This is a genomic window from Nitrospira sp. (genome assembly GCA_016788885.1).
In the GTDB taxonomy this organism is placed as follows: domain Bacteria; phylum Nitrospirota; class Nitrospiria; order Nitrospirales; family Nitrospiraceae; genus Nitrospira_A.
In genome coordinates this window covers 32054-47353 of record JAEURX010000042.1, presented here as the reverse complement: position 1 = coordinate 47353, position 15300 = coordinate 32054, and the positions used below count along the sequence as shown (strand labels likewise).

Here is a 15300-nt window from a genome sequence, read left to right as displayed (position 1 = left end):
CATGGCGGAAGAAGCGAAACAAGCGCAGCCCCAGGGCGCGGCGGCGGCAGGAACGGTGGAGAGTGGGGTTCTTGATCAAATTATCAATGAGACCCGTATCGGAAAGGATGATTGGGAGCGAGACCAGTCGCGCCGTCAGATTGCCACCCTCGTGGAAGAAGTGATGAAGGGCACCCTCCGGGTATCCAAAGACCTCGAGGCGACGATCAATGCGCGGATCGCAGACATCGACAAGGTCCTCTCCGCGCAGCTCAATGCCATCATGCATTCGCCGGAGTTTCAAAAGCTGGAAGGGGCCTGGCGCGGGCTGCACTATTTCGTCATGCAGAGCGAAACCAGCACCATGCTAAAGATCCGCGTGTTGAACATCAGCAAGGATGAACTGCGGAAGGATCTCGAGAAGGCGGTGGAATTCGACCAGAGCGCGCTGTTCAAAAAGGTCTACGAAGAGGAGTACGGAACCTTCGGTGGAGCGCCTTATGGTGCCTTGATCGGAGACTTCGAATTCGGGCGACATCCTCAGGATTTGGCCTTGCTGGAGAAGGTGTCGAATGTGGCGGCTTCGGCTCATGCGCCGTTCATTTCGGCGGCTGCGCCAGGACTGCTCGGGCTTGAAACGTTCACGGACCTTCCCAATCCTCGTGATCTGGCCAAGAAATTTGAGACTCCGGATTATGCCAAGTGGAAGTCCTTCCGCGAGTCAGAGGACTCTCGGTATGTAGGGCTGACCTTACCTCATGTCCTGATGCGGCTGCCCTATGGTCCGGAGACGGTACCGGTGGAGGCATTTAATTTCAAAGAAGATGTGGATGGTACTGATCACAGCAAGTATCTCTGGGGAAATGCCGCCTATGCCATGGGGGCCCGGCTCACGGACGCGTTTGCCAAGTATGGGTGGACCGCAGCCATCCGCGGGGTCGAAGGAGGCGGGCGTGTGGATGGACTTCCGACTCATACGTTCCGCACCGATGAGGGAGAGATCGCACTGAAATGCCCGACAGAAATTGCCATCACCGATCGTCGCGAGAAGGAGCTGTCGGACCTCGGGTTTATTCCTCTCGTACACTGCAAGGGGACCGACTTTGCGGCGTTCTTCGGGGCGCAATCCTGCCAGAAAGCCAAGAAATATGACACGGATGCGGCGAACGCCAATGCGCGCCTCTCTACGCAGCTTCAGTATCTTCTGGCCATGTCACGGTTCGCCCATTATCTCAAGTCCATTATGCGGGACAAGATCGGAAGCTTCATGACGCGCAAAGATTGCGAAGATTTCCTGAATCGCTGGATCAGCAAGTATGTCGTGAGCACCGAAGATGCTGGGCAAGAGATCAAAGCCAAGTTTCCTCTGAAGGAAGCTCGAGTAGAAGTCGCAGAAGTGGCTGGGAAGCCTGGTGTCTACAAAGCCATTGCGTTTTTGAAGCCGCACTTTCAGTTGGATGAACTGACGGTCTCCCTTCGGTTAGTGGCAGAGTTACCACCCCCGGCGAAGCGGTAAAAGATAGGGGGCCTCGGTTTCCAAAAAGGGAAGGAGATATCGGTCTGGCCAAGCAAGCCCGGGTCGATGTGTCGGTTCAGTGAATCGGATAAAGCCAGAAACGGCAAGAGTCTTGCGCCGATCCATCCTTGTATTCAATGGTAGCGATTGCCTCAATGCCACTCTTTCTCTCATGGCTCTTGGTTACAGTGCGTATCCGATTGTATTGATCGCGTATCCTATTGGATGCCGTCCTAACTGAAATCTGAAAGTTCTAGACTGGACCGCATGGGGAGAAAGCCAACATTCCCACCATTCAGTCGCGATTTTTATACGCTGATGAGTGACTGCTCGGATGGGTACATATGTTGCGTTTGTGAATGAACAGAATAGATGCATTGAAAAGACATAACCGGCCAACCGCACTCACAAGGAGGAGGGCATCATGGCAGAGGTGAGGCAGGAGAACGCGTTTTTAAAGTTAGGTGATATCAAAGGGAAGGCGACAACTGATAAGTTCAAAGACCAGATTGTCTTTCAATCAATGTCTTATGGGGTAAATCAAGCCGGCGAATGGGAAGAAGGCGACCGGCTGTCCGGCAATATCACGACCTTTGCCGACCTCGTGATCGTGAAGGAGATGGATGCGGCGAGTCCCTCGCTCGCCAAGGCCTGTGCGGTGAAGGAACAGATCCCCAAGGCCGAAATTACACTGATTTCGGGTAAGGACGTCATGTGCAAGGTGACCCTGGATGACGTCATTGTGAGTAACGTATCGGTGGGGTTTCATAGCGCAGAGGCCAGGCCCACAGAGACGATTGCCTTGCGATATCGCGCTGCAATGTGGGAGTGGGGTACGTCGAAGGCAGGGTACGACCTGCGCAAGGGGGTGAAGAAATAGCCGATGTAAGATGACAGGTCCGTGCGGCACTTTTTAGCAATGGGTCTGTCTGTCAATTTTTCGCAGGGGATTTTCATCTGTTAGTGGTTCGAGAAAAAGGCTCTGAACCAGGGGACTCTTGCCCTCGGACTTTCGTCAAAAGACATGATTGTCGGTAATTACATGTGCAGTTCTGTTATGAGCTGACGAATGAGCAACGCACTCACACAAGTTAAGGAGCTAGTTCCTGCCAACAGTGACGCACCATTTGTCCTCTCACCCACACAAGTTAACGAGGTGATTCCCGCTAACGATGACTCACAATTACTGATTGGGGGCCTATGGGGATATGCCAAGAAGGGGCAAACCTGGATGGCGACAGACGGACTGCGAGTTGTTCTCTGGGCAGGACATTTAGGAGTATTTTATGTTTTGGTGAACGAACTGAGTCCATGCAATGGGATTAGCTATTTTCAAACGCCGAAGGGATTTATCGACGAAGTTAAGACCTTCCCGTTTATAGATGCTGCACGTCGGGCTACTCCAATAGCCAAACTGGCAGAATACGAAATGCAGTTTCTAATGGGCGTCTGTTCTTGTGTGAGCAGCGTAGGATTTGTCACGGTCATGGGAACTGATGCGTTGAAATTTGTCCTTAAGAATAAGGACAACTTCGCACGTTGGAGTAAAGCAGTTTCTGTCTGTTTCAGGGTTCGTGACATTCTGAAGGAACACACTCCGACATTGTATGAAAAGATTCTCGATTTGGTTCTTCTTTCGGCCTGGGGAGGTCTCAAGTCCATAGGTGGTAACCTCCCTGAAGCCATGGCAACGGACCCTATGATCTCCGCCCGCGGGGCCGGAGTCCTGGTTGGGAAATTGGGCAAAAAAGTTATGGCACAACGGCTCTCAGCCCTTTCAGTCATATGGACGATACTTTGGACTGTCCTGACCAAGGTAGCTAGCAGTATCCCTGGAGCGTTGAAGCTGACAGTGAGCGATCAGCAACAGAATGCAGAGCAGATCGTCGCTGCCCTCGGTAGCATCGGAGTTCCTATTAGCGATAAGGAAGCCCGCAAGATCATCGAAGAGATCATGCGGAACGCAAACACAGAAAGAGTACGGGATGCGTTGCGAATGCTTAACGAAAGCTTTGAACCATTCAAGCTTACAGTTGGTAATTAGATTCAACGAGATGGTGGTGGCAATTTTTGTCTGAAATGGCTCTCACAACTTCAATACTGGACCGCCTGCTTGATGACGATCCCCGTGCCGGAGATCCCTATCTGGACATGTTGGATCTTAAGGATCCGGCGAAACTGACGGGGCGACTGAAGAGCCCGCGTGATTCCGTGACGCGATTCATGCGAGAGCAACTTCGGCCGGAAGAGCGGGAATTCCTGGACCGAGAAGGAACTGGAGCGGGCGCCAATGCCCTCCTCCTCGCCGTGACGGAAGGCCTCAATCGCATCATCAGAGGGCCGCTTCTGTATGAGCGGAAGCGATTCGAAGGAGTGGCCCTTTCCCCGGACATGATCCGACTCATGGAAGATAGCCGGAAAGCCTCTCATGTGGCGCTGCTGAATCGTATGTTGCTGGATGAGATCTTTGCCGACGAACTGCACAAGATGCGGAAACCGGCCCTCTCCTCAGCGAATGTCCGCGAGCTGAAGAAATCGATTTCCCGTGATATAGAAGTGCTGCTGAACACTAGGCGTGAACTCCTGGAGGGCGCGCCCACGGAATACACAGAGATCAATAATTCTCTCTTGATGTTCGGGCTGCCGGATTTCACCAGCTACAGTCTTTTGAATCCCGAGCATCGCAAGGTGATGCGGCGGTCCGTGGAAGAGGCCTTGACGAAGTTCGAACCACGACTGAAATCAGTGCGGGTCACGCTGGAACCGCCGAGCAAGTTCGATGTGGCGATTCATTTTCGGATTGAGGCCCTGTTGCGTCTGGATCCGGCGCCGGAACCGGTGCGCTTCGATGCAGCCCTGCAACTGGGGACCTCGTCTTACTCCGTGCGAGGAGAAGTCTAGTGCGAGAGACGCTGCTCGAATATTACGAGCGGGAACTATCGACCCTTCGCCAGTTGGGGCAGGAATTCGCCCAGGCCTATCCCAAGGTAGCTGGCCGCCTCCTGCTGGAGCCCAATAAATGCGAGGACCCGCATGTCGAGCGGTTGATCCAAGCCTTCGCGTTCCTTTCGGCGAGAGTTCATCTCAAGATCGATGATGAGTTTCCGGAGATTACGGATGCCTTGCTCGGTATGCTGTACCCTCATTACCTGGCTCCCATCCCTTCCATGTCGATTGTCGAGTTCGTCCTTGATCCGGAGCAGGGAAAACTGACGAGCGGGTACGTCATGCCAGTGGGGACGCAATTATTTTCCCGACCGATCGACGGCACGCAATGTCGATATCGGACCTGCTATTCCACCACTCTCTGGCCGATCATGCTGGCCTCTGTCAAAGTGCAACCGGCTGAGCGGGCCTTGCCGGGGGGAAAGCCGGGGGCGGTGATGAAACTGGAGCTTCATGCGCAGGGCGGGCTTACCTTCAAGGATCTCCAGGTCGAGCAGTTGCGCTTCTACCTCAACGGCGAGGCGCCGCTTGTCTATTCGCTGTACGAACTGCTGTTGAATCATACGCACGAAGTTCGTTGTCGTGCAGGTGGGGCCAAGCCGGGAGAGAAACCGGCCCTGCTGCCCTCGGGCTCTCTGCGTCCGGTTGGATTCGGCATGGATGAAGGCTTACTTCCCTATCCGTCACAGGCGCTGCCGGGTTACAGACTCTTGCACGAGTATTTTACGTTCCCTCAGAAGTTTCTGTTCATCGAGATTGCTAACTTGCAACAGGTGGTGAAGGCAGGGATAGGAAACAAGTTGGAAATCGAGATCGTCCTCGATCAGCCGCCACGATCGGATTACATGCCGACCACCGATACCTTCCGGCTCGGCTGTGCACCGGTGGTGAACCTGTTCACTCAGACGGCGGAACCAATCCGTCTCGACCAGACACAGCACGAGTACCGGGTGATTCCTGAAGTGAGGCGGCCCCTGGCGAACGAGATTTATTCCATCGACGCCGTATCCCTCCTGTCCGGGGATAAACAGACCGTCAGACCGGTGCAGCCTATCTATTCGCTCAAGCACACGCGGCTGGACCGCGAGCAGAGCGCTTTTTGGTACCAGAGCCGCAGGCCTTCCGACCGTAAAGGTGATGTAGGCTCCGAGGTGTATCTCTCGCTGGTCGATCTCGACATGGATCCCACCGTGCCGGCCGGGGACACGCTCATGATTTCCACGACCTGTACGAACCGTGGCCTCACCAGACGGATGGCAGTGGACGACGTCCGGGGCGATTTCGAGCTCGAAAAGGCCGCGCCGGTGGCGCGTATACGGGCGCTCGTCAAACCGACAGAACCGATGCAGCCGCCGCTGGGGGGGGGGACTCAATGGCGCCTGATCTCCCATCTGTCGTTGAATTACCTCTCCTTAACCGAGGGCAGTCCACAGGCGTTACAGGAAATCCTGCGGCTTTATGATTTCTCGGATTCCAGCGTGGTTCATCAGCAAATCGAGGGCATCACGGCTGTGTCCTCTCGCCGTGTGACGCGCAGGCCGACATCGCTGGCATGGAACGGGTTCTGCCGCGGAATGGAAGTAACCCTGGAGTTTGATGAGAACAAGTATGTGGGGAGCAGCGTCTATCTGTTCGCGAGCGTGTTGGAGAAGTTCTTCGGTCTCTATGCTTCGCTGAACTCCTTTACCCAGTTAGTCGCCCGCACTCAACAACGAGAAAGGCCGATTAAACAATGGCCGCCCAGAGCAGGGGAACAGATCCTGATCTAAAACAGGACCTCACGCAGCGGGGCTTTCGCTTCGATTTCTTTCAAGCGGTCCGGCTGCTGGCGCGCGTCTATCCGGAACGGCAGCCGGTCGGCGAGAGCGCCATTCCCTCGAAAGAAATCGTTCGCTTCCGTGCCCATCAATCCCTTGCCTTCCCCCCGAGCGCCATTCATCAGATCAATCAGGCCCGCGACGAGAGACGGCCGGCTGAAATGACCGTGGCGTTTATGGGGCTCACCGGTCCCCAGGGTGTCCTTCCCCGCTATTACACCGAACTCATGCTGGAACGGTTGCAAGCCAAGGACCAGACGCTGCGTGATTTTTTCGATGTGTTCAACCATCGCATGATCTCCCTGTTTTATCGGGCCTGGGAAAAACACGATTGCACGGCGGGGTTTGAACAATGGCTGTTGAAGGGGAGCGACGATCGGTTCGCCCGCTGTCTGTTCGCTGTCGCCGGCCTAGGTACGACGGGACTATGCGATCGATTGACCATCGATGAACGATCGATCCTCCGTTATGTCGGACTCCTGGGACAACGCCCGCGATCAGCGGAAGCGCTGGAGCGCTGCCTCGCGGACTATTTTCAGGTACCGGTGCGTGTGAATCAATTTATCGGGGCCTGGCTCACTTTGGAAGAAACAGATTGGACCACGATCGGCGTGACCGGAAGCAACAATATATTGGGCTGGTCTGCGCTGGCTGGAACCAAAATCTGGGATCAGCAGGCTGCGTTTAAGGTCGAGTTGGGTCCGCTGGAATTTGAGCAGTTCGATCGGTTGTTGCCCTCCGGTCGGGCCTATCCGACCCTCGTGCAACTGACGAAATTGTTTGCCGGGCCGGAACTGGATTTCGATGTGCAATTGAGATTACGAGCCGAGGAAGTGCCGCCCACGAGACTCCGGTCGACGGACACCTATGCCCCGAGGCTCGGCTGGACGACATGGCTGAAGACCAAAGAGTTCGATCACCATGCAGACGACGTACAGTTCTCCGGCTCCACCATGACGGCACAGGCAGCGAGGGCGTAACAGGGTTCGCGGAGAGGACAGACATGAACATCAATCTCAAGGGACTCATCGGCAAGCTCAACGATACCTGTCGCCGCGCATTGGAAGGGGCCGCAGGGTTGTGTCTCAGTCGGACACATTACGATGTGGACATCGAACATCTCCTGGCGAAGGTGCTGGAAATGTCGAATACGGATGTCCACAAGATTTGTCGCCACTATGGCATTGATCAATCGCGATTGGCCCGGGATATCACGCGCACCCTCGATCGGTTTAAGACCGGCAACGCGAGGACCCCGACCCTGGCGCCACGGGTCCCGCGCCTCATCAATGAAGCCTGGTCGTTGGCGTCCATTGAATATGGAGTGAATCGCGTGCGGTCCGGTCATGTGATGCTGGCCTTACTCGCCGAAGACGATTTTGCCCGCATGATGCGCGAGATGTCGCCCGAGGTGCAAAAGATCTCGGCTGAGGACCTGCATGCCCAGCTGACGAAGATCGTCGCCGGATCGGCGGAAGACCTGGAAGAGGTCCAGACGGGCGGGGTCGACACGCCGGCGGCACAGGGGGCTCCCCATGCCTCCAGGACTCCGGCCATCGATCAGTTCACCATCGATCTGACCGCGAGGGCGAAACAGGGGCAGGTCGATCCGGTATTGGGCCGCGATGCGGAAATCAGGCAGGTCATCGATATTCTGACCAGACGCAGGCAGAACAATCCCATTCTCACCGGGGAGGCCGGAGTAGGGAAAACCGCTGTGGTGGAAGGCTTGGCGCTGAGAATCGTCGCCGGCGATGTGCCGCCGCCGCTACAGAACGTCACCGTGCGGGTGCTCGACCTCGCGTTGTTACAGGCAGGAGCAGGGGTGAAGGGGGAATTCGAAAGCCGGCTCAAGTCGGTGATCAACGAAGTCAAAGCGTCCCCGCAACCTATTATCACGTTTATCGATGAGGCGCACACGTTGATCGGCGCCGGAGGAGCGGCGGGACAGGGCGACGCAGCCAACATTCTCAAGCCGGCGCTGGCCCGGGGCGAACTACGAACCATCGCTGCGACCACCTGGGCCGAATATAAAAAATACTTTGAGAAAGATCCTGCGCTGACCAGGCGGTTTCAGGTGGTGAAGGTGGAAGAACCGACGGAGGCCACCGCCATCAATATGATGCGGGGATTGGCCGGGACTCTGGAACAGCACCATAAAGTAAGGCTCTTGGATGAAGCGATCGAGGCTGCGGTGAAGCTCTCGCATCGCTATATTTCAGGCCGGCAATTACCGGACAAGGCCGTGAGCGTCCTGGATACGGCCTGCGCCAGAGTGGCCCTCGGGCAGGTCGCTGAACCTCCCGCATTGGAAGACGCACGCCGGCGAATCTCACTCATCGATACGGAAATCGACATTCTGGAACGGGAAGACATCACGGGCGGCAACCATCAGGACCGCGTGGCTGAATTGGGCCGGGAGAAGGCCGCGGAAGAGAAACGCCAGGCTGAACTCAAGATCCGGTGGGAACAGGAAAAGAAGCTGGTCGGCGAGATTGCAGGGATCCGTCAGAAACTGGAGCAGCAGGCAGCGCCGCCGAAGATCCCGGAGAAGGCAACAACCGACAAGGCTCCTGACAAGGCAACGGAAAAGACGCCCGTCCGACTGACTCCGCAAGAAGTCGAGACATTGCAGGCCGATCTGACAAGGCTGAAAAAAGAGTTGGCCTCGCTCCAGGGAGAAAGCCCCCTCTTGCAGCCTAGTGTAGACGGACAGGCCATTGCCCAGGTGATCTCGGCCTGGACCGGCATCCCGATCGGACGCATGGTCAAAGACGAGATCAACACGGTCTTGAGTCTCAAGGAGAACTTGGAAAAACGCGTGGTGGGACAATCCCATGCCCTGGATGCGCTCAGTCAACGTTTGCGTACGGCGCGAGCCAAGCTGGAAGATCCTCGCCGGCCGATCGGCGTCTTCATGTTCGTCGGACCAAGCGGCGTGGGTAAGACCGAAACAGGACTGGCGCTCGCCGAGTTGCTGTTCGGCAGCGATCAAAATATCACCACCCTCAATATGTCCGAATTCAAGGAAGAGCACAAAGTCTCTCTGCTCATGGGGTCACCGCCCGGTTATGTCGGGTATGGCGAGGGAGGGGTGTTGACGGAAGCCGTGCGCCGAAGACCATACAGCGTGATCCTGTTGGATGAGATGGAAAAAGCCCATCCGGGCGTGCAGGATATTTTCTACCAGGTTTTTGACAAGGGCATGATGAAAGACGGCGAGGGGCGTGACATCGATTTCAAGAACACCGTGATCATTATGACCTCCAACGCCGGCACGGATACCGTGATGAAGCTCTGCGCAGATCCGGAGACCAGGCCTGAGCCAGAGGCATTGGCCGATGCCATCAGGCCTGATCTGTTGAAGTATTTCAAGCCGGCCTTTCTAGGACGACTCATCGTCGTGCCGTTCTTTCCGATCTCTCCCGACATCATGCGGCGCATCATCGGATTGCAGCTCAGCCGGATCATGCGCCGAATCAAAGAAAACCATCGCGCGGCGATGTCCTACGACGAAGCATTGGTCACGGCGATTGCCGACCGCTGCACCGAGGTGGAAAGCGGCGCGCGGAATGTCGACCACATTCTCACCCGCACCTTGCTGCCGGAACTCTCGACGGAGTTTCTCGCGCGCATGGCGGCAGGGGAATCGGTCAACAAGGTCCATATCACGGTCGAGCCCGCAGGGAATTTCCGCTACGAGGTGGCATAGGAACGAAAGAGTTTCCTGCTCATTGGGTTGAAGGGATGCCACACACACAAGAGAACAGGCTGATCGGGATCGAGACGCCGCTTGGAAAGGATATTCTGCTCCTCCGCGGCTTTTCCGGTCAGGAAGGGATTTCGCGTCTCTCGAATTTCGATCTGGACCTGCTCTCGCACGACCCTGATATTAAGTTCGAGGACATCATCGGCAAGCGCGTCACGCTTCGCGTCACGCTCGGCTCGGAGAAAAAACGATACTTCAACGGGTTCATCAGCCGCTTCATGCAGACCGGAAGCGACCGGGGGCTCGCCAACTATCGGGCGACCATGGTGCCTTGGACCTGGTTCCTCACGCGGACTTCTGATTGTCGAATCTTCCAGAAGAAAACCATCCCGGATATTATCCGGCAAATTTTTAAAGACCTGGGATTCACGGATTATAAGCTGCAATTGCAGGGCACCTTTGAGCCGAGGGACTACTGCGTCCAGTATCGGGAAACTGATTTCAATTTCGTGTCGCGCCTGATGGAACAGTACGGCCTGTTGTATTTCTTTGAACATGAAAAAGACAAACATACTTTGGTGATCGCCAACGATCCGACAGCGCATCAGCCCTGCCCGGAGCAGAAGGACGCCAAATGGGACCCGCAGGGCAGCGGTGCGTTGGCGGAAGATGTCATCACGAGTTTCCAATGGGAGCAAATTCTACGGCCGGGCAAGTATGCCGTCACCGACTATAATTTCGAGACCCCGAGCACCAGCCTGGATGCGGAAATGAAAAGCACGATCGAGGTGGGCGGGAACAGCAAACTTGAAATCTACGACTACCCCGGAGAATACGCCAAGAAGAATCAAGGCGATGCCATCGCCAAGCTCCGTATGGAGGAAGAGGAGGCGCAATACTTCGTCGTTACCGGCACCAGCTCCTGCCGGGCGTTCACGTCCGGCTATCGTTTCGACTTGAAAGACTATGTGCGCAAGGACATGAATCAGGCCTATCTGCTGACCAGTCTGCACCACGTCGCCACAGTGGGCGGCACCTATACGACGACCACGGTGGGCAAAGACGAATCGGCCTACACCAACTCCTTCACCTGCATCCCCCACAAAGTTCCGTTCAGACCGCCGCAAGTGACGCCGAAGCCGATTATCCAAGGTGTGCAAACGGCGGTCGTGGTGGGTAAGGCCGGCGAGGAAATCTGGACGGACAACTATGGGCGGGTGAAGGTCCAATTCCACTGGGATCGGGAAGGGAAGTACGACGAGAACAGCTCCTGCTGGACTCGTGTCTCCCAGAACTGGGCAGGCAAGCAATGGGGGGCGATGTTTCTGCCGCGGATTGGGCAGGAAGTCATCGTGGAGTTTATTGAAGGAGATCCCGACCGGCCGATCATCACGGGGCGAGTTTACAATGCGGAGCAAATGCCGCCTTATCTGCTGCCGGGCGAACAGACGAAGAGCACGATCAAGTCGAACAGCTCCAAAGGGGGCGCGGGCTCCAACGAGTTGCGTTTCGAGGATAAGAAGGGCGGCGAAGAGATTTATCTGCACGGCCAGAAAGACTGGAACATCGTCATTGAGAACGATAAGAGCCAGTCGGTCGGCCATGACGAATCGCTGAGCGTCGGGAATAACCGGACGAAGACCGTCAAGGTTGATCAGAGCGAAGATGTCGGATCCAACAAAAAAATCCACGTCGGCGCCACGCACACAGAAACCATTGATAGTGATAAGACCATGACGATTGGAGGCAACCACACCGAGACCATCAGCGGCAACGAAACCATCACCGTGAAGACCGCCTCAGCCCATACGATCATCTTGGCCCGCGCATTGAGTGTCGGGGCCGGTTACCAAGTGACTGTCGGCGGAGCGATGAATGAGTCGATCGTTGGGTTGAAGGCTGAAGAAATCGGCGGGCTGAAGTCTGTCAATGTTGTTGGAAACAGCAGTGAGAACACAAAGGCCAACAAGTCAGTGGATGCGACGGGCAACATCTCGGAGAAGGCGGGAAAAGACATCGCGATGGATGCCGGTAAAAACATTGCGTCAAGTGCCGGCGATAACATCACGGAGAGCGCTGGAAAAGACGTTTCGATTTCATCCGGGAAAAAGATGAACGTGAAAGCGGGCGATGATATCGGTATTACCGGCGACAAGAAAGGGGTGATCAACATCAAGGACGAGCTGACAATTAAATGTGGGAAAGCAGTAATTAGCATGAAAAGCAATGGAGATATCACGATCAACGGCAACAAAATTTCGGTCAAGGGCGACGGCGAGATCACGGTCAAGGGTTCGAAGATTGGTTTGAATCCGTAAGAGGAGTGAACGATGAGAGATATCGCTGGAGAGAATGTGCTGGAGGTCCTGATGGCGAGCGAGGACCGTCACGATGGTGAGGCTATCAATGGCGTAGTGATAGGAAAACTTGTCGATCTGACACGACAGGGAGAGCCGTTGGTGAACTTCGCGTCGAATCATTCTGGCGTTCCTCTATGCGCCAAAACCACTGTCGTAATAGGTCGAGAAACTCTTGGAAAAGAGGTACTTCTCGTATTTGAGGAAGCCAGCGCTTTTAAGCCAATCATAATAGGCGTTGTGCAATCAACCACAGTACCGGATGAGAAGACCCAATCTAAATCTGTTTCTGTGGAATGTGACGGTGAAAAAATAGTGTTGTCTGCGGAGAAGGAAATAGTCCTTCGGTGTGGTGAGGCGAGTATAACCCTGACTCGTGCCGGCAAGATCTTGCTTAAGGGAACCTATGTCCTAAGCCGATCATCTGGAGTGAATCGGATTAAGGGTGGGTCAGTCCAAATCAACTAGTAGGTCCTTTTCGGTCGCGGCACGCCAGGCTCTCGTTATGATGAACGCGAATATAGCAAATGGGTCACTACAGGAACCCGAATGCAAAAGTGCATTCAATCCGTATGATGAGTTGCCCTATAAATCTCTTCCCATCGAATGGACAGCGCCCGAGCGACTGGCCGTCGCCTCCCTGCTTCATGGTGGGCCGCGACCGCCGCTTGATACCTATCGAGTGCTCGAACTTGGATGTGGAGACGGATCAAATCTCTTGCCGTTAGCCTACTATCGCAGGAATGCGACGTTTGTCGGGGTCGACGGCGCGCGCAGCCAGATCGAGATTGCCGATTCCCGTAAGGCAGCATTGGGATTGCCCAACATCGAATTTATCCATGCGGATTTCCTTACAGCCGCCAAACAAATCTCGGGTCAGTTCAACTACATCATCGCGCACGGGGTTTTCTCATGGGTTCCCAAGGATGTCCGTGATGCCTTGCTGAGCCTCTGCGCCGAACGCCTCCGCGACGGAGGTCTCCTGTATCTGAACTACAACACAAGGCCTGGCTGGAATGTCCGGGGAATGGTACGGGAGTTTCTACTCGCGCAAACGGCTGAGATATCAAGCCTGCTGGACCGTGCCCAAGCGGCGCAGGATGTGGCCGCCAAAGTCGTCGCTTCATTGACGATAGGCGAGCACCCCTATTCGCAACTGTTATCGAATGAATTTAAGTTTGTGTGTGAAAACCACGTGTCCTATGTCGCCCACGAATTCCTTGCCATCGATAACCACGCCTATTGGCGGAGTGAATTTCTGGGTCTTGCGGAACGCTGCGGATTCCAACATGTAGCCGATGCAGATTTCAATTACCCTTCTGGCAAGATTCCGGAAGACTTGGGACCTCGACTCAGGGCAGATGGAATCATGGGGCGTGGATTCGAAGACACAGTGGACCTTCTAAGCTATCGACAGCTCCATACGCCGATCCTGACAAAAAGTCCGTGGACGCGACAGCCTCTTACGATTGAGGAGTTCGCGAACCTCTTCATCGCCTCCTGTCTCAGCCCTTGTGCCTCGAGCGATACAGAACATCAGATGTTCCAACATCCTTCCGGCTACCAAGTAGAAGCCAAGGAGGAGGTCATCTGGGCAGCGCTCAACAGGCTGCAACCTCGGTGGCCGCGAGGTGTGCGCATTGGTGATGCATTCCTTGACGTCACCCATGTGATAGACGATTTAAGGATCTTACACCGCAATGGGCTCATCGAACTCCGTTGCATCGAGCCCAGTGAGTGTGGCGAATGTTCGGAGTCGCTGAACAGGTTGGAAGCCCGCTGGGGTGGATATGTGACGACGCCCTACCATACAAGGGAGTCGGTCCCATCAGAGTTCGAAGCGGATTGCATCTATACGAGGACGTGCCCGCAGGAAGAAACACAGCAATGTGGTCCATAACGAACCATACGCCGTATAAGGCTAAGAAAACGTGGGGGCGTGATAAAGACGGCGTGCACGAGTGGATTGTGGCCGTCAAGGGAACCTATGACATCAAGGCCGACGGAACAGTTGTGCTGGCGAACGAACAGCTCGATCCACTGCTGGCTCCTGAGTATAACGGCGAGCCAGGGGTATCGAGTCTGCGCTATGATGCCGATCTTGTCGCTCCCAAGCCCACCACAGATGTAGTGATCAATGGCACGGCCTATGCTCCGAAGGGACGACCGAGCACCGAATTTCTGGTTTCGGTTCGTGTCGCTCAAATACACAAGGTGATTCGGGTCGTAGGGAACCGGCGGTGGAAGCGAGGATTGTTCGGTCTCAAACCTTCAAAAGCCGAACCCATCACTCAGCTGCCGATCATCTACGAACGCGCCTACGGTGGATACGACCAAACTGATCCTGATCCGAAAAAGCAGCGTATGGATCCACGCAATCCTGTCGGCTGCGGCGTCGTTGCGAAATCAAAAAATCGGCTGGGGCAGCCGCTCCCGAATTTCCAGTATCCCAAGGGAAGTATCGAGAAGGCAGGCCCAGCCGGTTTTGGTGCAATCGACAGCCATTGGTCTCCTCGCCGCGAGCTGATGGGCACTTACGATAAGGCTTGGCAACAGCACCGTCTTCCCCTCTTGCCTGAAGATTGGGATCCCCACTCACTGCAATGTGCCCCCAAGGATCAACGCCCTGACATGCATCTATTCGGGGGCGAAGATGTGGAGCTCGTCAACTTGACTCCGAATGGAGTACTGCGATTCATCTTGCCGAAGGTCCACTGTATCTTCAGCACCCGCATTGACGGGCGTAGGGAAGAGCACCGCAGCCGGGTTTCAACGGTGATTATCGAGCCGGACAATTCGCGTGTAATGATGGTGTGGCTGACCTCGTTGGCCTGCCGGACGAACGTCGATTATCTAGAAGAAACCGTCGTGCGGGAGAAGCCGTATATCAGATGAGTATTCCTGTCTTTATCGTAGCCACCGGTGCTCGAACGCCCCTGGGTATGCGGGCTGCACCGAGTGCGGCTGCTTATAGGG

The 15300-nt window shown here is 55.4% G+C and carries 11 protein-coding genes; all 11 read left to right on the top strand.

The annotated features are described in order from the left end of the window. The first annotated feature begins 1 nt into the window (after position 1). The 11 genes from tssC (at position 2) to JNL86_11555 (ending at position 15219) form a co-directional block, all read left to right on the top strand. Entirely contained in the window at positions 2 to 1495 is a 1494-nt protein-coding gene (gene tssC / locus JNL86_11605; protein MBL8043552.1) for a type VI secretion system contractile sheath large subunit, read from the top strand. Positions 1496 to 1919: 424 nt separating this feature from the next. Next, entirely contained in the window at positions 1920 to 2375 is a 456-nt protein-coding gene (locus tag JNL86_11600; GenBank protein MBL8043551.1) for a type VI secretion system tube protein Hcp, read from the top strand. 189 nt (positions 2376 to 2564) lie between these two features. After that, positions 2565 to 3539, top strand: coding sequence for a hypothetical protein (locus JNL86_11595; GenBank protein MBL8043550.1), 975 nt, complete (start codon positions 2565 to 2567; stop codon positions 3537 to 3539). A gap of 35 nt (positions 3540 to 3574) precedes the next feature. After that, the gene (gene tssE, locus JNL86_11590; GenBank protein MBL8043549.1) at positions 3575 to 4396 is read left to right on the top strand and encodes a type VI secretion system baseplate subunit TssE; all 822 of its coding nucleotides are present in this window, start codon (positions 3575 to 3577) and stop codon (positions 4394 to 4396) included. Further along, positions 4396 to 6210, top strand: a complete 1815-nt coding sequence (gene tssF / locus JNL86_11585) for a type VI secretion system baseplate subunit TssF (GenBank protein MBL8043548.1) — start codon at positions 4396 to 4398, stop codon at positions 6208 to 6210. The genes tssE and tssF overlap by 1 nt, the downstream gene beginning before the upstream one ends. Beyond that, a complete protein-coding gene (gene tssG / locus JNL86_11580; GenBank protein MBL8043547.1) occupies positions 6174 to 7238 on the top strand; it encodes a type VI secretion system baseplate subunit TssG in 1065 nt (354 codons plus the stop codon). The genes tssF and tssG overlap by 37 nt, the downstream gene beginning before the upstream one ends. A 23-nt stretch (positions 7239 to 7261) precedes the next feature. Continuing rightward, positions 7262 to 9970, top strand: a complete 2709-nt coding sequence (gene tssH, locus JNL86_11575; GenBank protein ID MBL8043546.1) for a type VI secretion system ATPase TssH — start codon at positions 7262 to 7264, stop codon at positions 9968 to 9970. Between the two features lie 35 nt (positions 9971 to 10005). After that, positions 10006 to 12285 (top strand): type VI secretion system tip protein VgrG, encoded by a 2280-nt coding sequence (tssI, locus tag JNL86_11570; protein ID MBL8043545.1) that lies wholly within the window; start codon positions 10006 to 10008, stop codon positions 12283 to 12285. Positions 12286 to 12297: 12 nt separating this feature from the next. Further along, entirely contained in the window at positions 12298 to 12792 is a 495-nt protein-coding gene (locus JNL86_11565) for a hypothetical protein (GenBank protein MBL8043544.1), read from the top strand. 112 nt (positions 12793 to 12904) lie between these two features. Continuing rightward, positions 12905 to 14224, top strand: coding sequence for a methyltransferase domain-containing protein (locus tag JNL86_11560; GenBank protein ID MBL8043543.1), 1320 nt, complete (start codon positions 12905 to 12907; stop codon positions 14222 to 14224). Further along, positions 14212 to 15219: a DUF2169 domain-containing protein gene (locus JNL86_11555; GenBank protein MBL8043542.1), complete on the top strand. Its 1008-nt coding sequence runs from the start codon at positions 14212 to 14214 to the stop codon at positions 15217 to 15219. Before JNL86_11560 ends, JNL86_11555 begins: the two co-directional genes overlap by 13 nt. Positions 15220 to 15300 lie beyond the last annotated feature (81 nt).